The following is a 22,191-nucleotide window of genomic DNA, read 5'->3' as shown; positions in this document are numbered from 1 at the left end:
AGGATTAAATTTTGCTTTTCAATGTGTTTTCCCTGTGGATTTTTCCATTTGGTGTTTCTTCGAATTTTTGAACCAGATAAATTTTCTTTGGAATTTCATACTTATCAAGCGACTTCAGAGACTTTATTTCATTCTGAAGTTCATTCAGCAATTCTTCAGAAAAATCGGCCTCAACAAATAAAAGCAGTTTTTCTCCCAATGCATCATCCGGCATTCCGGTTACAAAAAACCTTCGGGGAATGATCTTATTCAACTTCCGCTCGATCTCTTCCGGGTATAATTTTATGCCACCGGAATTTATAACATTATCGTACCTCCCTTTCCAAATAAACTTTTTATAGGTCAAAATCTCCACAACGTCGTTGGTAACTAGTATATCGCTGGCTACTTTTGGGGCTTTAACAACAAGACAGCCTCTTTTATCAATAGAGATGGAAATCTCCGGAAGCACTTTAAAAGCATTTGGTTTCGATTTTTTCTTTCCCGGGTTAAGCCTTTTTGCAGCAATGTGAGAAACGGTTTCTGTCATTCCAAATGTTTCGTACACCTTGGTTTTAAGGCCTTGCACCATTTTTTGGAGCGAAGGCGAAACAGCCCCCCCTCCTACAATCAACTTTTTTATTAAATGTAACCTGCCAATGGAATTATCAAGTTGAAAAGGGGTCATCGCGCAGAAATCATAGGTTTTGAAAACCTGATCTAAGGGGTTTGAAGCCGGAGTAACCAAATCTATTTCCCAACCTAAAACCATCGCCCGCACCAACATCATCTTTCCCGCTATAAATTCTGCCGGTAAACAATGTAACGCAGTAGATTTTTCAGGAAGTTCAAAAAATTTACCCGTTGCCATGGCTGAATTTATCATATGCTCTTTTAAGAGTTTGACTTTTTTTGGAGTTCCCGTAGAACCAGAAGTTTTTACCTCGATAAAATCAGATGGCTTCAGCCAGTCCAAAAGGAAATCCCCAATGGCGCCTTCATAGGGTTCTCCTTCTTTTATGAAGTTATATGCAACCTGTCTTAAATCGGAATTAGAATAATGATTTTTATTAAGTTTAAAATAAGGATGAGTTTCAGGAATTGTATGTTTTTCGTTCATATTTTTTTGAACTTAAAGAAGGTTCTTACTAAGAATTCTTAAATTTAACAAAACACTCCCGAGTTTTACATTTCATTCAGAAGATTTTAACACTTCAGGTTTTTCCACTTTCCCGAATAATTTACCTTTCCAGTTGCTCCAGCCGTATTTTTTAGACATAATAAATAAGAAACCCGGGTAGACAATCAATACCGGGATAAGCACATCCCAACCCATAGAAGGATCGGAAATATCCTTTAATAAAGAATTTGTTTGAAAAGCAGTCCAGTCTGCAGTTACTAAAACGGCAGTGATAAGGTTATTTCCTGCATGAAATCCAAGAGCGAGTTCCAGGCCTTCATCCATTAAGGTCATAATCCCCAGCATAAAACCTGTACCTATATAATAAATCATAATAATATTTCCCAGTTTTGTAACTTCAGGATTAAAGAAATGAAGCCCTCCAAAAACTACCGAGGTAAGGATTAAAGGCACCCACCTGTTTCTAAACAAAGTACCCACCCCCTGCATCAAATAACCACGAAAGAAATACTCCTCAAAACTGGTTTGAAGAGGGATCATTATAATTGCAATGATGAACATAATAAAAAATGGGCCGGGTTTAAAATTGAAAAAATAATCTTCGGGATTGGCGAAATAATCTCCCAGCGTTACAACAACCGAAAATATCGCCACCAGGCCAAATCCAAAAAAGAACCTTCCCCAATCGATTTTCTTTCGGGTGGTTGTTAAGGCTATGATAGGCTGATTATGCAGCACTTTTGCTGCCAGAAATACCCCTGCCAGTCCAAACGCAAAGGAGAGCAAAATCAAGAATAGATTAAGATTTGAATCCAGTAATTGCAACATTTCATCCTGTTCCATTCCTGCTATTTCAAAACCTCCTTCCAAAAATATCGCGAGTCCAAGAGGCAATTGTCCCGCTATTATAAAAACAAGGACTATTGCCACCCCAATTATATACCGCCAGAAATCACTTTGATACTTAAAAGCCTGTTGAATAAACATATATTTTACTTTATAATTTAAAATTCCATGATCTTTCTGGATCGTATCTTAATTCCCCATTTTTCACTACCAGAGGACTTTCGATATTATTTGTATACAATCCTCCGGTTCCTAATCCCTGGGGCAAAAGAGATTTTTTTGAAAAAATCCATTGGCTGATGGCATTCAATCCTACATTGCTTTCCAATGCACTTGTTACCCACCAACCTATTGAATTTTGCTCCACCAGGTCCACCCATTCCTGAGTACCCATAAAACCTCCAATTAAACTGGGTTTAAATATCGCAAATTGCGGTTTGATTATTTGTAGCAATTCCTGCTTTTTAGTTACAGTACTCACTCCTATCAATTCTTCATCCAATGCGATAGGAATGGGTGTTTTGCTGCATAAATCGGCCATTTGTTCCCATTGACCTTGTTTTATGGGTTGCTCGATACTATGAATTTCATATTCGCTGAGTTTTTTAAGTTTTTCCATCGCTTCCAGAAAGGAAAAAGCTCCATTGGCATCTACCCTGAGTTCTATTTCTTTTGAAGAAAATTCAGTCCGGATATATTTAAGAAGATCCAGTTCGGTTTGAAAATCGATCGCACCAATCTTTAATTTTATACAACGGAAGCCAGCCTTGATTTTTTCTGAAATTTGCTCTTTCATAAAAGCTTTATCTCCCATCCAAACTAATCCGTTAATTGGTATTGCAGACTTACCCTCGGTAAATTCAGAAGGAAATAGAATAAATTTATTCTTTGCTTCCAGAGATTTAAATGCCATTTCCACTCCAAACTGAATGGATGGAAATTCCAAAAGTTGGTTCCAAAGCATTTCGGGTCCCAATGCTATATTTTCGCAAACCCATTTCAGTTTTTCTTCATAATCCGGCCTGTCATCGATACTAAGAGATCGTAAAAGTCCGCATTCCCCAATACCCTTTTTTCCTTCATTTTCCAGGACAAGAAACCAGGTTTCCTTTGTAGTAAGAACGCCCCGGGAAGTTCCACTGGGGCGTTTAAAATTTAAAAAATAGTGCAGGTAGTTTGCCTTCATTTAATCGCGTTATTAACCTTCTAAAGTTTAAAAGTTTGGAAAAGCTGATACTTAAAATATTTACAATTCAATACTCTCCCCAATATCCAGAAGCATCAAATCCTTGTTCTTTTCATAGAATTTCCGCTTTGCCTCCTCGTGATCTATTTCTATATATCCAAACGTATCGTAATGACAGCCTATAATCTTATCACATTCAATGAAATCACTGGCATAAATTGCATCTTCTATACCCATCGTGAAATTATCTCCTACTGGTAAAATTGCGAGATCCAGTTTTGTTGACATAGGAATAAGTTTCATATCCATGGTAAGCGCAGTATCTCCGGCTATATAAATATTTTTATGCTCACTTTCAATCACAAACCCTCCGGGCTGTCCACCATAGGATCCATCAGGAAAAGAGCTTGTATGAATAGCATTCACATATTTGAGCTTCCCAAATTCAAAATCCCAACTCCCTCCGTGGTTCATGGGATGTACTTCGAATCCCTTATTTTCATAATGCGTGGCGATTTCAAAATTACTTACGATAATTGCTCCCGTATTTTTGGCGATTTCTTCAGCATCCAGAATATGGTCCTGATGCGCGTGCGTTAATAGAATATAATCTGCCTTCAATTCGTGTATGTCAATCTTTTCTTTGGATTTTTCGTTTCCCGAAATAAATGGATCTACAATTAAATGAGTGTCGCCTATTTGTATTCCGAATGAGCTATGTCCGTAAAAAGTGATTTTCATAATTCTGTTTTTAAGATTTAAACTAAAATAGGCATTGAAAGCTGAAATATCAATAAACCTGCGAAAATTATTTCAAAACAAGCCGTTATATAATAAGACCTAATCCAAATAATATTGAAATAAAAAATGTGGTGAGTGCAAGTATTTTAAGCTCAGGATCCAAAAGCATTGGGTTTTCATTTTCAACCACTCTTTTTAAATGAAGAAAAAGCGGAATAAATCCAATTAAATAAAGAAAATCACTCCATGAATTAGCTGTAAAAACCGAAAATATCACCAAACAAAAACTTGCAGCAATAATTAAAGAATAATGATAATTTTTTGAACGACCTGCTCCCATTTTGACCACCAGGGTATTTTTACCAGATTTGGTATCCGATTCGCGGTCACGCATATTGTTTAGGTTTAAAACTCCTGCGCTTAAAAAGCCTATAGCAAAAGCTGGCAGTAGCACAAGCCAGTTAAATTCCAGCGTATATAAAAAATAAGAGCCATATACAGCTACAAGACCAAAAAACAAGAAAACAAAAACATCTCCTAATCCCCTGTATCCATAAGCATTCTCTCCTACGGTATATTTAATAGCGGCTATTATGGCAGCTAAACCCAATGCGAAAAACACAAGTGCTGGAATGAAATTTTCATTCCCAAAAGCGACATAAATCAGCAGCACAGCAAGGATCATTGTGGCGATTGCGGTAATCCAAATCCCCTGCTTCATTTCTTTAGCAGAGATCAATCCGCTTTGAATAGCTCTTGCAGGACCAATCCTATTTTCATTATCGGTTCCTTTCACGCCATCGCCATAATCGTTGGCCAAATTAGAAAGTATCTGAAGTCCCAGGGTAGTACAAAGTGCCAAACTAAAGATCACAATATTAAAATATCCCTGTTGAACTGCGATAGTTGTTCCCACTATAATTCCGGAAATTGAAAGCGGTAAGGTCCTTAAGCGGGCAGCATTAATCCATGAACTAAAATTTCCCATATTAACGCATTATTTTTACAAGCAGTTCCTTCAATAAGTCTCCCTGGCCAACATTGGCAGCTCCTACTCCTTTTCCTTTAACATCGGCCTCCCTCAAAAAACCTATAATCCCACTCACTTTTTTCATGGGATAGTTTCTTGCTGCAACCACATAATCACTCACAAAATAAGGATTCACTTTTAAAACTTTTGCAATATTGGTTTTAGACTGATCTGTTAGCCCATGATATTGTAATATTTGAGAAAAAAAGGAGAACAATAAGGTAATTGTAACCACCATTGGATTATCCTTTGGATTCTGGGAAAAATAATTGATTATTTGATGAGCTTTTACTTCATCTTTCATCCCTATAGCTTTCCTGAGTTCAAAGTTATTGAAATCCTTGCTTATCCCTATATTCTCCTCAATTAGTTCGGGAGAAATCAGGGTTCCTTTGGGGGTGATTAATTGAAGTTTTTGAAGCTCATTATCTATCTTTCCAAGATCTACACCCAAAAATTCTACCAGCATTTGGGCAGCTTTAGGAGAAATGCTATAATCCCGTGATTTAAGGGTTTTTTGGATCCAACCCGCTATTTGATTTTCATATAATCTTTTACTCTCAAAGATAACCCCAGTTTTTGCGATGGTTTTATATAGTTTCTTTCGCTTATCTATTTTTTTGTATTTGTAGCAAAATACAAGAACACTGGTAGGCTGGGGATTCTCTGCATAAGACTCCAGTTTTTCAATACTACGTGAAAGATCCTGGGCCTCTTTTATAATTACAAGCTGTCGCTCTGCCATCATAGGATAGCGTTTGGCATTGCTCACAACCTCATCTATACTGGTGTCCCTTCCATAAAGCACCATTTGGTTAAAGCCTTTTTCTTCCTCAGCCAATAAATTATCTTCGATATAATCTGAGATCTTATCGATATAATAAGGTTCTTCCCCCATCAGGAAATAAATGGGGTGTATTTCTCCGTTTTTTATTTTTTTAACTATTTGTATAGCTTCTTCCATAATGGCTTAAATAGTTTAAACTTTTAAATTCATAGCTAAACAGCTTCTTTGATTTCTTAATTTCCATAGGTCTCTACAAGAAATTAATTTGATTAGAATCAGGAGTTAACTTTTATATTTTGTTATTTTGAATTATGCAAAAATTGAATTTCCCCGACTATTCATTTCGATTCAAAAATAGCGAAAATAAAACGGCGGTATTTGATGAAATTCGAAAAAAGTTTGTAATTCTCACTCCTGAAGAATGGGTTCGACTCCATACGGTTCAATTTCTCATGAAGGTGAAACAGTATCCAAAAAGTCATATAAATGTTGAAAAACAGCTGAAATTAGGCAAAATGACCAAGCGGTACGATGTGGTGGTCTATAAACCAAATGGAGAAATCCAGCTGATAGTAGAATGTAAAGCCCCATCAATAAAGATCTCCCAAACTACTTTTGATCAAATTGCCCGATATAATATGAGCTTAGATGCCACCTATCTAATGGTTACCAATGGATTGGAGCATTATTATTGCAGGTTGGATTATGCAGAGGAAAAGTATCATTTTCTTCAGGATCTTCCGGAATATTTGAATCTTTAGAAAATGGAATAAGCCGTATTGCATCTGGCATCCTTGAAATTTTCTGATTACTTTTGAACACGATTAAAAAAATCCCCTTTAATGACCATAGCTGTTGTGATTTTAAACTGGAATGGAATTGAACTCTTAAAACAGTTTTTAACTTCTGTGGTTGAGTTTTCTCCTGAAGCCACGGTGTATGTTGCCGATAATGCTTCTACGGATAATTCGGTTGTCTTCGTAAAAGAAAATTTCCCGGAGGTAAAGATCATTCAGAATAAAATAAACGGAGGCTATTCAAAGGGCTATAATGATGCACTTTCCGGCCTTGAAGAAGAACTATTTATATTGCTTAACAGTGATGTACAGGTAACTCCTCACTGGCTTCCCCCAATTATAGACCTATTCCAAAAGATTGAAAATCTGGGAGCGGCTCAACCCAAAATCCTGGATTTTAAAAACCCCGAATATTTTGAATATGCCGGTGCTGCTGGTGGTTTTCTGGATAAGCTGGGGTATCCTTATTGCCGGGGAAGAATTTTTAACAGCCTGGAAAAAGATGAAGGCCAGTATGACGATGAAATTGATATTTTTTGGGCTAGCGGCGCGTGCCTTGCAATTAAGAGCAGCGCTTTTTTTAAAATAGGAGGACTCGATGAAGATTATTTTGCACACCAGGAAGAAATAGATGTTTGTTGGCGTATGCATAACTTTGGGTTTGCGGTAAAATACACGCCGAATTCTGTAGTATATCATGTGGGTGGGGCAACCTTAAACCATATGAACCCCAGGAAAACCTTTTATAATTTTAGGAACAGCTTATATAATTTGCTTAAAAATCTTCCCGTTTCTCAACTCTTATGGATACTTCCGCTACGGATGATTCTGGATGGGATCGCAGCTATAAAATTTTTAATTGAAGGCAGGGGAAAACATTTTTTTGCGATTTTAAATGCTCATATGAGCTTTTATAAGATGTTCCCGGTGTTTATTAAAAAGAGAAAAAAAGTTCCTGTGAAATTCGGCGCTTTTTCAAAATTTTCCGTTGTTTGCAGTCATTATTTTCTGGGAATAAAAAAATTCTCAGAGATGTAATGTTTTCATTTAAAAAACTAGGGAATTGGCACTAGTTTTGATAACTTTGGGAAAATCTAACTTTTAAAAAAAAATCACCATTATGAAGAAAATTTTGCTTTTAACAGCATCCGCAGCGCTTCTTCTTTCTTCTTGTGTTTCACAGAAGAAATACGCAGAACTGGAAACTCAACAAAGAGAAACTCAGGATCAATTAAACACTGCTACAGTTAAACTGAATTCTTGTTTAGACGAAAAAGACAGGTTGGGACAACAAATCAACACTTTAAACAATCAAAATGCTGCGTTGCTTAATAATGTAGGAGACTTAGCGACTCTTTCAGTGAAAGAAGCTCAAAATCTTGAAAAATCTTTGGAAAGTATTAAAGAAAAAGATTTGAAGATTCAGCGTATGCAGGATGCAATCACTAAAAAGGATTCTGTAACTCTTGCTTTGGTAACTAGTCTTAAAGGTGTTCTTGGAAACATGAGCGATGAAGACATCCAAATTAATGTTGAAAAAGGTGTTGTGTATGTATCCATTTCAGATAAAATGTTATTTGACAGTGGTCGTTGGAACGTTACCAACCGTGCTAAAGAAGTACTTGGTAAAGTTGCTACTGTTGTAAAAAACAGACCGGAAATTGAATTTATGGTTGAAGGTCATACAGATGATCAGGCTATAAAAACTGCTGTGATTGAAGATAACTGGGATTTGAGCGTGAAACGTGCAACTTCAGTTGTGAGAATACTTCAAAACGAATTTGGTGTACCACCGGAAAGAATGACTGCCGCTGGAAGAAGTTACTATATTCCACTTGCAACCAATGCAGATGCGGAAGGTCGTGCTAAAAACAGAAGGACAAGAATTGTAATCTTACCAAAATTAGATCAGTTCTACAGTTTGATTGAAGAAGGTATGGGAGACGCTAAATAATTAGCAAAAAACATATATAACTAAAAAGCCTCGCGTTGCGGGGCTTTTTTTATTATTTCAAATTAATATTTCAAGTGAATGAACAATCTGTTACACTCAATTAAATAATCTCTATACTTCCTTTTCCTTCTCTCAATACTTCAGGCTGGGCATTTGTAAGGTCTATCACAGTGGAAGGAATATTATCTCCATAACCACCATCAATAACTATATCCACCAATTTATCCCATTTTTCATGAATCAGTTCCGGATCTGTGGTGTATTCAATCACTTCATCTTCATCGCGTATCGAGGTAGAAACTATCGGGTTTCCGAGTTCACGAACGATTGCCCTGCAAATATTATTATCGGGCACCCTGATTCCGACTGTTTTTTTCTTTTTGAAAACATTAGGCAAATTATTATTTCCAGGTAATATAAAGGTATACGGCCCGGGAAGATTTCGTTTTAAGATCTTAAAAGTTTGTGTGTCTATTTGTTTTACATAATCTGAAAGATTGCTGAGATCTTCACATATAAATGAGAAATTTGCTTTATCCAGTTTCACTTGTTTTATTAGAGCTATGCGCTCCAATGCTGAAGTATTTGTAATATCACAACCCAGCCCATAAACGGTATCGGTTGGATAGATCACCAAACCGCCTTTACGCAGTACATCCACTACTTTTTTAATATCTTTTGGATTTGGGTTTTCTTCGTAAATACGTATTAATTCTGCCATAGCTGTCTTATTTTTAAAACTAAGAGAATTTACAAATTTTTAAAGTTTTTACCTTTAAAAATGAATAAAAAATTATCCAGAGAAGGTAAAAAACTAATATGCTGTAAAATTCCAGCGTTTATTATGGGTGACGAGATAAGAAAAAATTTACTCGACGATAAAATATAAATGCACCGGATAAATCTACTAACCTAACTCAAAAAAATTATGAAAGTAACTTTAGCTTTGCAAACCGGAGCAACAACTTTTTGATGCCGCCATTTTCAAAATTGATCTCTGCCTTTTTATCCTGTCCTATTCCATCAATTTTGAGGACCTTCCCTTTTCCGAAACGAATATGCTCCACTTCATTACCTTCTTCAAGCTTCACCACATCTTTAATAGATGCCTGTCCTGTGTGATCTAAAGCTGGTCTTAACTTTCTAAGTTTCCGAAGTTGCTCTTCACTTGGCTTATGAGCTGGTGGTGGGGATCCGGCTGTGGGTTTAGTTTGCCGTAATTTGCTTTTGTCTACATCCCCAAAAATATCGGTATCTATCAATGGTTTGTACTTATAATCGTCCTGCGGTATCATATAATCCAGGAACTTTCCTTCAATTTCATCTATAAAACGGCTGGGTTCTGCATCCACCAATTTCCCCCAGCGGTAGCGCGATTGGGTATAGGTAAGATAAGCCTGTTTCTCAGCCCGGGTTAGTGCAACATAAAAAAGTCGTCGTTCCTCTTCCAGTTCACTTCTGGTGTTCATACTCATTCCGGAAGGGAATAAGTCTTCTTCCATCCCAACAATATATACGTAGGGAAATTCAAGTCCCTTAGCCAGGTGAATGGTCATAAGGGCCACGTGATCATCCCCGGTTTCCTTATCCATATCGGTGGCAAGCGCTACATCTTCCAGGAATTCGGCTAACGACCCTGTAGCATCAGCCAGTTCTTTCTGCCCTTCTACAAAATCCCGAATTCCATTCAGCAACTCTTCAATATTTTCAATTTTGGCGACCCCTTCCGGAGTTCCATCTTTCTTCAAATCCTGAACAAGTCCTGTTTTTTTTGCAACCGTATCGGCTACTGTAAAAGCATCGGCATTTTCGTTCAAAATGCTAAAGCTCTTAATCATATTCACGAAATTTGTAAGCTTGTTCCTGGTTCCGGAATTTACCTTTAAATCTATATGATCTAAATTTTCAATGACCTCGAAGATAGATTTTCCATAGGTATTTGCAGCAATGGTAAGCTTATCGATGGTGGTTTGCCCTATTCCACGGGCGGGATAATTAATCACCCTTTTCAAAGCCGCTTCGTCATTGGGATTTATAAGTAATCGCAAATATGAAAGTACATCCTTTATCTCCTTACGCTGGTAAAATGAAAGTCCGCCGTAGATCCTATAAGGGATTTCGCGCTTTCTCAAGGCATCTTCCATCGCCCGGCTTTGGGCATTAGTTCGGTATAAAATAGCAAAACTCCCATTATCCAACTGATTTTGCATCTTGTTCTCAAAAATTGAACTCGCCACAAACCTGCCTTCTTCCCCATCGGTTAATAAACGGTTTACAATGATCTTTGGCCCGTCTTCATTTGCAGTCCATACCACTTTTTCCAGTTTGGTTTTATTTTTTTCTATGATGGAGTTGGCGGCATTCACGATGTTCTTTGTAGAACGGTAATTTTGTTCCAGTCTGTAAAGTTGAACATTGTCATAATCTTTCTGAAAATTCAAAATGTTATTGATGTTCGCGCCACGAAAGGCATAAATACTTTGTGCATCATCACCTACCACACATATATTTTGAAATTTATCTGAAAGTGCTTTTACAATCAAATATTGGGAATGATTGGTATCCTGGTACTCATCCACGAGAATATACCTGAAGCGATTTTGATATTTCTGAAGCACTTCCGGGAACCGGTTTAAAAGTTCGTTTGTTTTCAGCAACAAATCATCAAAATCCATCGCACCAGCTTTAAAACAGCGGTCTACATAATTTTTATAGATATCCCCTAAACGAGGTTTTTTAGACATCGCATCGGCTTCCTTTAGTTCGGGGTTCTGGAAATAAGCTTTTACCGTGATAAGGCTGTTTTTATAGGACGAGATCCTGGAATACACCTGTTTATATTTATAAATATCCTTATCGAGCCCCATTTCCTTGATAATAGCCGAAATAAGTCGCTGGGAATCCTGCGTATCATAAATGGTGAAATTTGATGGATATCCCAATTTATCTGCCTCAAAACGCAACATTTTAGCAAATATGGAGTGAAACGTACCCATCCATAGGTTCTTAGCCTCGCTGCTTCCCACTATCTGGGAAATACGTTTCTTCATTTCCTTTGCCGCTTTGTTGGTAAAGGTGAGTGAGAGGATGTTAAAAGGATCTACCCCTTTGCTCATCAAATAGGCAATCCTGTAAGTAAGCACCCTGGTTTTCCCGGAGCCCGCCCCCGCTATCACAATCATCGCACCGTCTTTTTGAAGAACAGGTGCCCGTTGAGCATCATTTAATTCTGCTAAATAAGATTCCAATATTTCTTCTTTGTTTTAAGCTGTGAATTTAACCAAAAAACCCCTTAACTGAAAACCTCAATCAAGGTTACTTTTAAACAAACGAATCTTAAATTATGCCACTACCGATATTTTAAATACTTTTAGCTTCTTCATTTTAATTTAAGCATTTATGATCAAAAATCTTCAACTCTTGTTTTCCCTGAGTATCCTTTTTATTTTTTCCGAAAGTTTTGCTCAGGACCAGGTTGCCATAGAGAAACCAATTTCCAATTTTGGACCAACCTATCCTATTGAAAACCCGGATTATAAAACTTCACTTTCCGAAGAATATAAAGTTGTTTTTGACATCACCAAGGCTTCTGAAGATCCTTCCCAACTCAACAAATATGTGGAAGCCATAGCCAGGTTTTTAAATATGCATGCCGAAGCCGGAAAACCTTTAAATACGATGGATGTCTACGTTGTAATGCACGGTGGGGCTGCGCAAACGCTCCTCAAAAATCAATTCTACAACGAGCTTTATAATACAGACAATCCAAATATTGCTCTTTTTGAGGCTTTAAGCGATCATGGAGTTGAAATTATTTTGTGCGGACAAACCTCTAAAGCCAGAAATATTTCAGAAGAAAGAAGGATACCGGAAGCAAAGATTTCACTATCTGCGATGACGGCATTGATCCAGCTTCAAAATGACGGATACAGGCTTATCCGGCTATAAGATTATATCTTACAATAAACACCAAAAAAAATATCTACAGATGAAAAATAAATTATCAACTTTAGTCGCTACTTTTTTAACCACTCTTTTTTGCTTCACGCTAAACGCACAGCAAATAGATCCTGAAATAAGTCTGGCAGCAGAAGACCTGGAACAAAAAGTAATAGAATGGCGAAGGGATTTTCACCAAAACCCTGAATTATCTAACCGCGAGTTTAAAACCGCTGAAAAAATAGCAGCGCATCTTAAAAGTTTGGGCATGGAAGTTCAAACCGGAGTTGCTATTACCGGGGTTGTTGGAGTTTTAAAAGGTGATAATCCGGGGAAAGTAGTCGCTTTAAGAGCCGATATAGATGCTTTGCCGGTGACTGAAAGAAATGATCTTCCTTTCAAATCCACGGTAGAAACCGAATTTCTTGGGACCAAAACCGGTGTAATGCACGCCTGTGGCCACGATACTCACACGGCTATTTTAATGGGCGTTGCAGAGATCCTTTCAAAAAACAAAGACAAGATCAATGGAACGGTGAAATTTATTTTTCAACCGGCAGAAGAAGGTCCGCCTCCAGGGGAAGAAGGTGGAGCATCGGTAATGATCAAGGAAGGGGTGTTAAAAAACCCGGATGTAGACGCAATTTTTGGGTTACACATCAATTCCGGAACACCGGTCGGAACTATTCGTTATAAGCCGGAAGGCACTATGGCAGCTGTAGAGCGTTTCGTAATAAATGTTAAAGGAAAGCAAACTCATGGATCGGCACCCTGGAGTGGCGTAGATCCTATTCTAATTTCTGCGAAAATTATCGACGGCTTACAAACCATAATCAGTCGGGAATCCAGACTGGTAGATGCGGCAGCAGTGATCACTGTAGGAAAAATAACAAGCGGTGTCCGGTTCAATATAATTCCTGAAACGGCTGAAATGATTGGAACAGTGCGTACTCTGGACCCGGATATGAAGGAAATGATCCTTCGGAGAATGAGGGAAATGGTTCCTGCTATTGCCGAAGCATTTGGCGGAACAGCAACAATTGAGATTCAAAACAACACCGCGATTACTTTTAATGATCCGGAACTAACCGCTAAAATGCTGCCTACGCTTCAAAAGGTTGCAGGACCGGAAAAAGTGGAATTGGTGAAAGCCACAACAGGAGGAGAAGATTTTTCCTTTTTTCAGGAAGAAATTCCAGGGTTTTACTTCTTTTTGGGAGGCCAGCCCTTAGGAACTTCGGAAGCTGCACCGCATCATACCCCCGATTTTTTTATAGATGAAAGCGGAATGTTGCTTGGAGTAAAGGTAATGTCTCAAATCGCGCTGGATTATTTGAATTTATAAGCGATTATTTATTCTAAACGGGGAGCTAAAAAAAAATTAGTTCCCTGTACTATTCAACAAATACTTTGTATTTAGATCTTATATTTGCTTTTTAAAAATTTCAGCAATCAAAACTGGAAAAAAACAGTTTCCAATTATCGCCCATGGACGAGATTAATATTATACAGTTATTTTTTTTCCTTTTACCCGCAGTAATAGTAGGTGCTATCTCCTATTACTTTTTTAAAATGCATGTGGATAACGAAGAAAAACTAAGAAGATTTTTACTGAGACAGGAAAATCAAAAAACCTCGCTGCCAATTAAATTACAGGCTTTTGAAAGAATGGCTTTACTCCTGGAGCGAATATCTCCGGGAAAACTGCTTTTAAGAATCAAGCCATCCAATTTCTCTAAGGAAGAGTATGAACAACTTCTTATCCGTAATATAGATCAGGAATTTGAACATAATTTGGCGCAGCAAATATATCTTTCTGCAGAATGTTGGAACGTGGTAAAAACAGCTAAAAATGCAACTATTGGGATTATTCGTAAAACCGGAATGAGTGAAGACATAGATTCTGCAGAAAAATTACGGGAGGTGATCCTTACCAGCTCCATAGATCAAACTTCGCCTACAGATGCAGCACTGGAATTTATTAAAAAAGAAGTGAGAAATACTATTTAATCCCAAGAGTGATTTTAATACCCTGATGCCCGCCACTCAGGCAGGGTTTTATCGAACTTATAATTTCTTTCCTTTTATATAAAAGTGATCTCGCTTCAAGGGATTGTTTCAAAAGAAGTAACGTTTAAAAAATCCGGCTTCAGCCTTCTGTTTCAAAGATTTTTCTTTTGCATACTCAAAACCTTGCTGCCACCATTGTGTCATGGCGATTTTATTGAAGATCAGGGAATTTTCAGTGAGTTGAACCGGGGTGAAATAAGTGTTTAATTTTACCTTTTTATTTAAAGCAGCAAGCCTTCCTTCCACTACATCGTGATATTCCACCTGGTCCAGGAGAAATCCAAAAAGGTTGATCATCAATGAAAATGGATTTTTCCCCAGGACTTTATTATATTCCATATTTTCAGCTTCCAGCACTATTGCATCTACTTCTGTAGCACCGCGGCGTATAGCTTCACGTATAGGCACAACACATCCCAAACCTCCATCGGCATATTCGCATCCGTTTTTGGTAACCAGACTCATAAAGGGAATATAGTTACAAGAAATCCAGATCCATTCACAAAAATCATCGTAATCAAAATCCTTTATCGATTTATATTCTACACGGTTTTTGGAAAGGTTGGAAACAGTGACAATTACATCTTTATCGCCGTTTTTTACCGATAAAAAATCCTCTTCGCTAAAATGTTTCCGGATCTCCTTTTGCAAATTTTTACTTTCCCCAAAGGTTCTCTTCTGCTTGATAAATTGCCAAAACGTATTAAAATAATTGATGGAAACATATTCGCGTCCATCCTTCTTTTTTACAATAAAGGGATTAACGCTAAAAATTTTTTGCTGGGTAACATTGGTATAAATATCGTGAATCTTGGTAATATTTCCTTCGGCCAAATGCGGGATCAAAAGCCCTCCGGTTGAAGTTCCCAGGAAAAGATCATATTTTTTGCCTTCTTCTTCCATCAGGTATTGAGCGACACCGCCTGCAAAGGCTCCTTTACTGCCACCACCTGAAATCACCAATGCTCGCATTAAGGTTCTATTTGGTTTAATTCTTCATTCTTAAATTTAGCAAAACTAAATCCGCTTTCCCACCATCGTTCCATCTTTATTTTATCAAAAATAAGAGAATTGGTTGTTAAAACCGTGGGGGTATAATAAAAATTAATGATCACGTTCTTATTTGCAGCTGCAAATTTCCCTATTCGTATGTTCTGTTTTTCAATTCTGTCCAACATAAAACTAAACAGATTAATTATAAGCGCAAAAACATTTTTTGAAGGCATCCTGTTAAAATAAGTAACTTCTGTTTGAAGCACAATCGCGTCAATTTGAGTCGCACCCCTCTTAATCGCTTCCTCTATTGGCACCATGGACCCCAAACCACCATCGGCATATTCACAACCATTTTTTTTAACCAAACTCATAAATGGCGTATAATTACATGAAATCCAGATCCATTCACAAAAATCCTCATATCCATAATCCTTAATCGACTTATATTCTACTTCGTTCAACGATAAATTGGAAACCGTTATTACAATATCTTTTTGAGAAGCTTTCAGTTCCTCAAATTCCTCCGGACTTAAAGTTTCACGGATAAGTTTTTTCAGATTCAGGCTTTCGCCGAAGGTTTTTTTACCCTTAATAAAATTCCGCACCACATTGAAGTGATCAATACTAATTTGATCCTGTCCATGGACGCGTTTAATCACAAATGGAAGGCTGTTAAAGATGCTTTTTTGAGTAACCGAAGTAAATACTTCTTTTATCTTTTTAGTTTTATCCAGTGCTAAATGTGAGATGAGCAAACTTCCTGTTGAAGTCCCCAAATAAAGATCATACTCTTTACCCTGAACTTCCCGCAAATATTGAGCTACACCTCCGGCAAATGCGCCTTTACTGCCTCCTCCTGAAATTACAAGTGCCCGCATCTACAAGTTAAGCTTAGTATTTAAAAATTCAAGTTCTCTTCCCGAAATTCGCTGCTTTAAAGCTACATAACTTTTACGATATTCTTCTTCTTTCAACAAGGTGTCTAATAATTTTCTGCTGAAATCTCGGAATTTGTAGGTGTGATGCTGCGTGGCGTTTATCAAATCCAGCAAATTCTGATCGCTGAATGCATTTAACTGATACAGGTATCCAAAAGCATTTTCCCGTACTTCAAATGGAAAATATTCCCCGGTATATCCGGATAGTTCTTTGTAATAATCACCAGTGTGCTCTGGATTTACTTCCGGGCTAACCAAATTAAGAACCAACCATAACATACGGATATTTTTGTTTGAAAAGCCTTCCATATCCTTTGTTTTTTCCAGAAACTCATCTGCCTGTTCCGGAAATTGCATCCACAATTTCAAAAGTGTATTTTCAATAGTGAGGTAAGAGTTATCATCTAAAAGACTACTAAAATCCGATTTTAATTCTGCTGGAATGGGCTGTAAACTTAAAGCAATTGCTTGTCTTACATAAAGATTTCCACTGCTAAAAGCTTTCTTGTAAAGTTTAAGCGCTTCTGCATTTTGCTCTCCGGCAAGTTGGTAAATAGCTTCCATCCCAATATAATCATTTACAGGAAAATCCAGCGCCGTAAATAAGCGTTCAGCTTTACTGGATAAAGGGAATTCTCTCAAAGCAGCTATTTCCAAATAAGCGGTGATGAATTCTGAATTTCTCAAAGAATTTAAAGCCTGGGTTCCCTGAAAGGCAGACTGTAGTAACCATTCTTTTTTAAATTGAGATAGATCCGTCCCTGAGGAATTTTCCATTTCTAAAAGAAATTCATCTGTGGTAACGTTTTTATATGCATATTTTTCTAAATAGTTTTTCACCCCCATCTTAAAAGCTTCTTCTCCCAGCTTTTCTTTCAAAATATGCAATGCCCACGCTCCTTTTTGGTAATAAGTTAAAGAACCGGCGCCAACTTTTAACAGGGCTTCTCCTTTCCCGGAATCACTTAATTCCTTTAGCTGCTCTGCAGTTTCATAAAGTTTCCAATAGAAATGATCTTCTCCAAAAAGCTCCTTTTCCGCCAGCAGCGCATAATAAGTTGCAAACCCCTCGTGTAGCCAGTGATTTGAACCATTGGTTTCGGTTATTAAATTCCCAAACCATTGATGAGCCAATTCGTGCGCATTCACATTCACATAGCTACGATCATTAAAAGCGATGGAATCTACCATCATGGAATTAGAAAAAATAGTTGTTCCCGTGTTTTCCATCCCGGCATATAAAAAATCCTGTACCGGAATTTGCTTGTAATTTTGCCATGGGTACGGAACCCCGATTTCCTTTTCTAAAAATTCAAAAATTTCTTTTGAGTACCGGTACGTTGGTTCCACCTTGTCCTCATCACTTGCATTATAATATAGCGAAATTGGTGTTCCCGTAACCGATTCAATTTTTTTATGCTCATAATCTCCTGCAGCAACCGCAACCAGATAACTGCTCATTGGTTGCAGCATGTCATAGTTCCATTGGGTTATAGAATCGTTTAAAATTTTGGTTTCAATTAATTTTCCATTCGCGATCACGTCGTAACCTGAGCTAAAATTAATTTTCAAATCGAATACTAACTTCTCCCTCATATCATCGAAACTGGGCAGCCAATTGGAGGTATTTCTTCCTTGTCCCTGGGTCCACACTTGCTTTAAAACTTCTGGTTTCCCGGGGAAATTCCAGTTTATAAAATACATCGCCTGCTTTGGTTGTGCAGAATAACTGAATTCTAAACTGTTTTCTTCTGAAGCCTCAAAATTGGAGATCAACCAAAGCCGGGAGGTATCATTGTGAAATTTCACAGGTTTTCCATTGAAAACCACATTTTCAAATTCCATGTTTTTGGCATCTATGAAGATAGAATCCACCTTCTGAAGGATATCAAAGCTAAAATCTACAGTTCCTTCTACCCTTTCTTCCGCAGGAAATATAGAAACTTCAGCAAGAACATCTTTAAAATCCACCACCTTATTTTGATCCCGGGAAGCATCATATTGCGCAAATCCCGGAATGGTTAAAAGCAGGAATAGTAGAAGAAATTTAGATCTCATAAAAATAGTTGGTCTTAATTCAGGCAAATTACAAAATCCAGCCATTATAATTGCAGCCTTACCGGAATTTGAATACTGATAGAAATGGCTAATGACAATATAAATTTCAACATTGGGGAAGATTAATAGAGTATTTAATATCTTCGTTTTATGAATGCAAACCTGCTACAAACCCCCATTGATTATTTAAAAGGCGTTGGTCCCAACCGGGCAGAGTTGCTCCGGAAGGAATTAGGCATTCATACCTACCAGGATCTTATCAACTTTTTCCCCAACCGCTATATTGATAAAACCAGATTTTACAAGATCAACGAACTCCAGCAAAATACGGCTGAAGTCCAGGTAGTGGGAAAGATCATCAATATTAAAACCGTAGATCAAAAAAGGGGCAGCCGGATGGTGGCTGAATTTATTGATGATAGCGGAAAAATGGAATTGGTATGGTTTCGCGGTCAAAAATGGATCCGGGAAAATATAAAGATCAACACTCCGTATGTGATCTTTGGAAAAACAAACTGGTTTAACGGAATGTTCAATATGCCGCATCCGGAAATGGAATTGCTGGAGGAACACCAAAAGAATTTACGTACGGCTATGCAGCCGGTTTATCCTTCTACAGAAAAGCTCACCAAAGCAGGAATTACAAACCGGGTTATAAATAAGTTGATGCAACAACTTTTTATAGAAACCGGCGGAAGATTTTACGATACTTTATCTAAAGATATAAAGGAAGAATTGAAACTCATTTCCCGGGCAGAAGCCATGTTTAATATTCATTTTCCCAAGAGCCAGGAGTTGCTTGCAAGGGCACAATTCAGGTTGAAATTTGAAGAATTATTTTACATTCAGCTTCAGCTTCTTATCAAGAATATGATCCATAAACAAAAAATAAAAGGATTCGTTTTTGAACAGGTGGGAGAAAATTTTGGGGAGTTCTATCAGGAACATTTACCCTTCGAATTAACCGGGGCACAAAAGCGGGTGGTCAAGGAAATAAGGAGCGATTTGGGAAGCGGGGCACAAATGAATCGTTTACTTCAGGGAGATGTAGGATCCGGGAAGACCATTGTGGCACTCATGTCAATGCTAATAGCACTTGACAACGGTTTTCAAGCCTGTTTAATGGCCCCTACTGAAATTTTGTCAGTACAGCACTACAACGGTTTAGTTGAATTATGTAAAGAATTGAAAACCAGTATCTACCTACTCACTGGCTCAAGCAAAACTTCAAAGAGAAGAGAAATTCACGAAAAACTGGAAAACGGGGAAATAAATATCTTAATTGGTACTCACGCGCTACTTGAAGATAAGGTAAAATTCAAGAATTTAGGCCTTGCAATCATCGATGAGCAACATCGTTTTGGAGTAGCACAACGATCAAAATTATGGCAGAAAAATCATTTGCCTCCACATATTTTAGTGATGACCGCTACCCCAATTCCAAGAACCCTCGCAATGAGTTTGTATGGAGATCTGGACGTTTCTGTAATAGATGAATTACCTCCCGGAAGACAGGAAATAAAAACCGTACACAGGTACGATAGCAATCGATTAAAAGTCTTCAAATTTATTAGGGATGAGATCCAAAAAGGACGACAAATTTATATTGTTTATCCTTTAATCCAGGAATCGGCGACCATGGATTATAAGGATCTTATGGACGGATATGAGAGTATCGCGAGGGAATTTCCAATGCCGGAATATCAAATTTCCATTGTTCACGGGCAGATGAAACCTACCGATAAGGAGTTTGAAATGCAACGTTTTGTTAAAGGCGAAACACAAATCATGGTAGCCACTACGGTAATTGAAGTTGGGGTAAATGTTCCAAACGCAAGTGTAATGATTATTGAAAGTGCCGAAAGATTTGGATTATCGCAATTGCACCAGTTGAGAGGACGGGTTGGCCGGGGAGCCGAACAGAGTTATTGCATCCTAATGACCAGCCATAAACTCTCTTCAGATGCTAAAACTCGATTGGAAACCATGGTTTCTACCAGCGACGGATTTGAAATTGCAGAGGTGGACCTAAAATTACGGGGGCCCGGGGATCTTATGGGAACCCAGCAAAGCGGAGTGCTCAACCTCAAAATAGCCGATATTGTACAGGACAATCAGATATTAAAGTCGGCAAGGTTTTATGCGAAAAAATTGTTGGCTGAAGATCCCGAAATGAAATTGCCTGAAAATAAAATGATTGGATATACTTTTGAGCAATTGGGAGTTCATAAAAATATCTGGAATTATATAAGCTAAACGCAATTCACTTCTGAGTTTAGGAATTATTACTTACACTAAATTGGAAAATTTAAAAATTATTCCCAAACGGACAGGAAGCGAATTAAAACCTCAATTATTAGTAAAATTAGTCTAATATAACCATTCAAAGGGCAGACAGGCTCTTCCTTTATTAAGATCAAACTTTAATGGATTTCACCCGTTTTTGTATTTATACTTAGTATTTTTCACTTTATATAGATTCTTAATTTTTTGAATTTTCGCTAATTTACGCTTTGTAATCTAGATGATTTTTAATTATATCATAGGTTTACTTCTTTAAATCTGCATTTACCTAAGAAATCTATATTTTTAAGCTTCTCCATTCCTAACATAACTCGGCAAATATTCAGGTATTTATTTATTATTTTTAAAGATTAACCATCTAAATATCACAGTTATGAGAACAAATTTTAACCTTCCGCGGCTTATTGGACTTTTCCTTTTGTGTTTTTCGGTTACGGCCTTCGCACAGGACACCCAAACCAAAAAATCTATAGGGGATGCTGTGTACCAGGAATACAAACAAAATGGAACTGACAGCGCCCTTAAAACATACAGCCAACTTAAATCAAAAACCGGCGAGTACAACTTAACCGAGTGGGAACTCAACAGGATTGGGTACCAGATAATGATGGATGATAAGGATTTAGTGTCGGCAGAAAAGATCTTTAGCCTTAATATGAAGGAATATCCCCAGGCAGCGAATCCCCGGGACTCTTATGCCGATTACCTTATAGAAAAAGGAGATCCTGAAGGCGCCAAAAAGTATTTAAAGGAATCTATAGCCATCGCAGAGAAAAGCGATAATGAAGATGAACAAACCCGTATTCTACAGGGCTCCAAAGCTAAACTAGCACAGCTGGAGAACAAGCACAAACAGCTAAATTTTCTTGTTGGAAACTGGAGTCTCAATTCCACAAATTTCACCAATGGTGTAGAAGCAGGTAAAAATACCGGGACAGATGAAGTTGTATATGATGAAGCATCTTCCCTTATTACCATTAATCATAAGAACAGCAATGGAGAAATTACAGCGAAAAGAATGATGGTTTACGATCCTATAGATGAAGGTTATGATATGGCTTATATCAACACATTAGCGCCAATGGGAATTGAAACCTCCTTTATCAAAATAAATGAAGTGGGAGATAATAAACTGGAATTAATGGAAACCTATAATAACCAAAAGGGAGAAAAGAAAAAAATGAAACACGAAATAAATAAAAATGATACTAATAAATTAGACTGGGTGATATTTGAACCCGGAGCAAAAGGGCAGGAGTGGAAAAAGGTGTATGCAATGAAAATGGAAAAAAAGAATTAAAGTTCCCTTTACCTCATTAAAAATGAGAGCCAAATGGCTCTCATTTTTTTTCTCAGGTTATCCTGTAAAAATAAATTTCAAATTATGCCAAAACTATTAGTAATACTATCTTTACCATCGGAAAA

General features: G+C 37.4%; 19 protein-coding genes. 8 read left to right on the top strand and 11 right to left on the bottom strand.

Annotated elements, in window-relative coordinates; translation table 11 throughout:
• Window positions 1-4: 4 nt before the first annotated feature.
• From GILLI_RS15600 to holA, 6 genes are all read right to left on the bottom strand, one after another.
• Window positions 5-1,099 carry an AMP-binding protein gene (locus GILLI_RS15600; RefSeq protein ID WP_006990086.1) on the bottom strand — a complete coding sequence of 365 codons (1,095 nt, stop codon included), beginning with the start codon at window positions 1,097-1,099 and terminating at the stop codon, window positions 5-7.
• Between the two features lie 72 nt (window positions 1,100-1,171).
• Window positions 1,172-2,107 (bottom strand): CPBP family intramembrane glutamic endopeptidase, encoded by a 936-nt coding sequence (locus tag GILLI_RS15595; protein WP_006990085.1) that lies wholly within the window; start codon window positions 2,105-2,107, stop codon window positions 1,172-1,174.
• Window positions 2,108-2,117: 10 nt separating this feature from the next.
• Window positions 2,118-3,152, bottom strand: coding sequence for an o-succinylbenzoate synthase (locus GILLI_RS15590; protein WP_006990084.1), 1,035 nt, complete (start codon window positions 3,150-3,152; stop codon window positions 2,118-2,120).
• A 60-nt stretch (window positions 3,153-3,212) separates the two neighbouring features.
• Complete coding sequence (locus tag GILLI_RS15585) at window positions 3,213-3,893, bottom strand: metal-dependent hydrolase (protein ID WP_006990083.1); 681 nt, start codon at window positions 3,891-3,893, stop codon at window positions 3,213-3,215.
• Window positions 3,894-3,978: 85 nt separating this feature from the next.
• Window positions 3,979-4,881 carry a 1,4-dihydroxy-2-naphthoate polyprenyltransferase gene (locus GILLI_RS15580; RefSeq protein WP_006990082.1) on the bottom strand — a complete coding sequence of 301 codons (903 nt, stop codon included), beginning with the start codon at window positions 4,879-4,881 and terminating at the stop codon, window positions 3,979-3,981.
• Between the two features lies 1 nt (window position 4,882).
• Window positions 4,883-5,887: a DNA polymerase III subunit delta gene (gene holA / locus GILLI_RS15575; RefSeq protein ID WP_006990081.1), complete on the bottom strand. Its 1,005-nt coding sequence runs from the start codon at window positions 5,885-5,887 to the stop codon at window positions 4,883-4,885.
• A 134-nt stretch (window positions 5,888-6,021) separates the two neighbouring features.
• On the opposite strand from holA, the gene GILLI_RS15570 reads away from it, so the two are divergent.
• From GILLI_RS15570 to GILLI_RS15560, 3 genes are all read left to right on the top strand, one after another.
• Window positions 6,022-6,471, top strand: a complete 450-nt coding sequence (locus GILLI_RS15570) for a type I restriction enzyme HsdR N-terminal domain-containing protein (protein ID WP_006990080.1) — start codon at window positions 6,022-6,024, stop codon at window positions 6,469-6,471.
• Between the two features lie 81 nt (window positions 6,472-6,552).
• On the top strand, window positions 6,553-7,545 hold the full coding sequence (locus GILLI_RS15565; RefSeq protein ID WP_006990079.1) for a glycosyltransferase family 2 protein: 993 nt from the start codon (window positions 6,553-6,555) through the stop codon (window positions 7,543-7,545).
• An 82-nt stretch (window positions 7,546-7,627) separates the two neighbouring features.
• On the top strand, window positions 7,628-8,461 hold the full coding sequence (locus GILLI_RS15560) for an OmpA/MotB family protein (protein ID WP_006990078.1): 834 nt from the start codon (window positions 7,628-7,630) through the stop codon (window positions 8,459-8,461).
• Between the two features lie 100 nt (window positions 8,462-8,561).
• Here GILLI_RS15560 and GILLI_RS15555 read toward each other — a convergent pair whose 3' ends face one another.
• Together GILLI_RS15555 and GILLI_RS15550 are read right to left on the bottom strand one after the other, a co-directional pair.
• Window positions 8,562-9,182 (bottom strand): L-threonylcarbamoyladenylate synthase, encoded by a 621-nt coding sequence (locus GILLI_RS15555; protein WP_006990077.1) that lies wholly within the window; start codon window positions 9,180-9,182, stop codon window positions 8,562-8,564.
• A 205-nt stretch (window positions 9,183-9,387) separates the two neighbouring features.
• The gene (locus GILLI_RS15550) at window positions 9,388-11,709 is read right to left on the bottom strand and encodes an ATP-dependent helicase (RefSeq protein ID WP_006990076.1); all 2,322 of its coding nucleotides are present in this window, start codon (window positions 11,707-11,709) and stop codon (window positions 9,388-9,390) included.
• 151 nt (window positions 11,710-11,860) lie between these two features.
• Here GILLI_RS15550 and GILLI_RS15545 point away from each other — a divergent pair, with 151 nt between their 5' ends.
• The 3 genes from GILLI_RS15545 (at window position 11,861) to GILLI_RS15535 (ending at window position 14,410) form a co-directional block, all read left to right on the top strand.
• On the top strand, window positions 11,861-12,409 hold the full coding sequence (locus GILLI_RS15545; RefSeq protein WP_006990075.1) for a DsrE family protein: 549 nt from the start codon (window positions 11,861-11,863) through the stop codon (window positions 12,407-12,409).
• A gap of 40 nt (window positions 12,410-12,449) precedes the next feature.
• Window positions 12,450-13,745 (top strand): amidohydrolase, encoded by a 1,296-nt coding sequence (locus GILLI_RS15540; protein ID WP_006990074.1) that lies wholly within the window; start codon window positions 12,450-12,452, stop codon window positions 13,743-13,745.
• 143 nt (window positions 13,746-13,888) lie between these two features.
• Window positions 13,889-14,410 carry a DUF7935 family protein gene (locus GILLI_RS15535; RefSeq protein ID WP_006990073.1) on the top strand — a complete coding sequence of 174 codons (522 nt, stop codon included), beginning with the start codon at window positions 13,889-13,891 and terminating at the stop codon, window positions 14,408-14,410.
• Window positions 14,411-14,518: 108 nt separating this feature from the next.
• On the opposite strand, the gene GILLI_RS15530 is transcribed toward GILLI_RS15535, so the two are convergent.
• From GILLI_RS15530 to GILLI_RS15520, 3 genes are read right to left on the bottom strand one after another with little or no spacing between them, the layout of a single operon-like run.
• A complete protein-coding gene (locus GILLI_RS15530) occupies window positions 14,519-15,442 on the bottom strand; it encodes a patatin-like phospholipase family protein (protein WP_006990072.1) in 924 nt (307 codons plus the stop codon).
• Window positions 15,442-16,344 (bottom strand): patatin-like phospholipase family protein, encoded by a 903-nt coding sequence (locus tag GILLI_RS15525; RefSeq protein WP_006990071.1) that lies wholly within the window; start codon window positions 16,342-16,344, stop codon window positions 15,442-15,444. Before GILLI_RS15525 ends, GILLI_RS15530 begins: the two co-directional genes overlap by 1 nt.
• Window positions 16,345-18,462, bottom strand: coding sequence for a M1 family metallopeptidase (locus tag GILLI_RS15520; RefSeq protein ID WP_156798682.1), 2,118 nt, complete (start codon window positions 18,460-18,462; stop codon window positions 16,345-16,347).
• Between the two features lie 150 nt (window positions 18,463-18,612).
• On the opposite strand from GILLI_RS15520, the gene recG reads away from it, so the two are divergent.
• Together recG and GILLI_RS15510 are read left to right on the top strand one after the other, a co-directional pair.
• On the top strand, window positions 18,613-20,718 hold the full coding sequence (recG, locus tag GILLI_RS15515; RefSeq protein WP_006990069.1) for an ATP-dependent DNA helicase RecG: 2,106 nt from the start codon (window positions 18,613-18,615) through the stop codon (window positions 20,716-20,718).
• Between the two features lie 421 nt (window positions 20,719-21,139).
• A complete protein-coding gene (locus tag GILLI_RS15510; protein ID WP_006990068.1) occupies window positions 21,140-22,066 on the top strand; it encodes a hypothetical protein in 927 nt (308 codons plus the stop codon).
• Window positions 22,067-22,191: the final 125 nt, after the last annotated feature.

It is taken from the genome of Gillisia limnaea DSM 15749 (assembly GCF_000243235.1).
Lineage (GTDB): Bacteria > Bacteroidota > Bacteroidia > Flavobacteriales > Flavobacteriaceae > Gillisia > Gillisia limnaea.
The sequence above is the reverse complement of the archived record's forward strand: the minus strand, read 5'-3'. Positions and strand labels throughout refer to the sequence as shown.

What these genes read in the sequence shown, in the direction of transcription:
- GILLI_RS15600 (WP_006990086.1), bottom strand. Translation starts at nt 1,099, where the DNA reads ATGAACGAAAAACATACAATTCCTGAAACTCATCCTTATTTTAAACTT.
- GILLI_RS15595 (WP_006990085.1), bottom strand. Translation starts at nt 2,107, where the DNA reads ATGTTTATTCAACAGGCTTTTAAGTATCAAAGTGATTTCTGGCGGTAT.
- GILLI_RS15590 (WP_006990084.1), bottom strand. Translation starts at nt 3,152, where the DNA reads ATGAAGGCAAACTACCTGCACTATTTTTTAAATTTTAAACGCCCCAGT.
- GILLI_RS15585 (WP_006990083.1), bottom strand. Translation starts at nt 3,893, where the DNA reads ATGAAAATCACTTTTTACGGACATAGCTCATTCGGAATACAAATAGGC.
- GILLI_RS15580 (WP_006990082.1), bottom strand. Translation starts at nt 4,881, where the DNA reads ATGGGAAATTTTAGTTCATGGATTAATGCTGCCCGCTTAAGGACCTTA.
- holA (WP_006990081.1), bottom strand. Translation starts at nt 5,887, where the DNA reads ATGGAAGAAGCTATACAAATAGTTAAAAAAATAAAAAACGGAGAAATA.
- GILLI_RS15570 (WP_006990080.1), top strand. Translation starts at nt 6,022, where the DNA reads ATGCAAAAATTGAATTTCCCCGACTATTCATTTCGATTCAAAAATAGC.
- GILLI_RS15565 (WP_006990079.1), top strand. Translation starts at nt 6,553, where the DNA reads ATGACCATAGCTGTTGTGATTTTAAACTGGAATGGAATTGAACTCTTA.
- GILLI_RS15560 (WP_006990078.1), top strand. Translation starts at nt 7,628, where the DNA reads ATGAAGAAAATTTTGCTTTTAACAGCATCCGCAGCGCTTCTTCTTTCT.
- GILLI_RS15555 (WP_006990077.1), bottom strand. Translation starts at nt 9,182, where the DNA reads ATGGCAGAATTAATACGTATTTACGAAGAAAACCCAAATCCAAAAGAT.
- GILLI_RS15545 (WP_006990075.1), top strand. Translation starts at nt 11,861, where the DNA reads ATGATCAAAAATCTTCAACTCTTGTTTTCCCTGAGTATCCTTTTTATT.
- GILLI_RS15540 (WP_006990074.1), top strand. Translation starts at nt 12,450, where the DNA reads ATGAAAAATAAATTATCAACTTTAGTCGCTACTTTTTTAACCACTCTT.
- GILLI_RS15535 (WP_006990073.1), top strand. Translation starts at nt 13,889, where the DNA reads ATGGACGAGATTAATATTATACAGTTATTTTTTTTCCTTTTACCCGCA.
- GILLI_RS15530 (WP_006990072.1), bottom strand. Translation starts at nt 15,442, where the DNA reads ATGCGAGCATTGGTGATTTCAGGTGGTGGCAGTAAAGGAGCCTTTGCA.
- GILLI_RS15525 (WP_006990071.1), bottom strand. Translation starts at nt 16,344, where the DNA reads ATGCGGGCACTTGTAATTTCAGGAGGAGGCAGTAAAGGCGCATTTGCC.
- GILLI_RS15520 (WP_156798682.1), bottom strand. Translation starts at nt 18,462, where the DNA reads ATGAGATCTAAATTTCTTCTACTATTCCTGCTTTTAACCATTCCGGGA.
- recG (WP_006990069.1), top strand. Translation starts at nt 18,613, where the DNA reads ATGAATGCAAACCTGCTACAAACCCCCATTGATTATTTAAAAGGCGTT.
- GILLI_RS15510 (WP_006990068.1), top strand. Translation starts at nt 21,140, where the DNA reads ATGAGAACAAATTTTAACCTTCCGCGGCTTATTGGACTTTTCCTTTTG.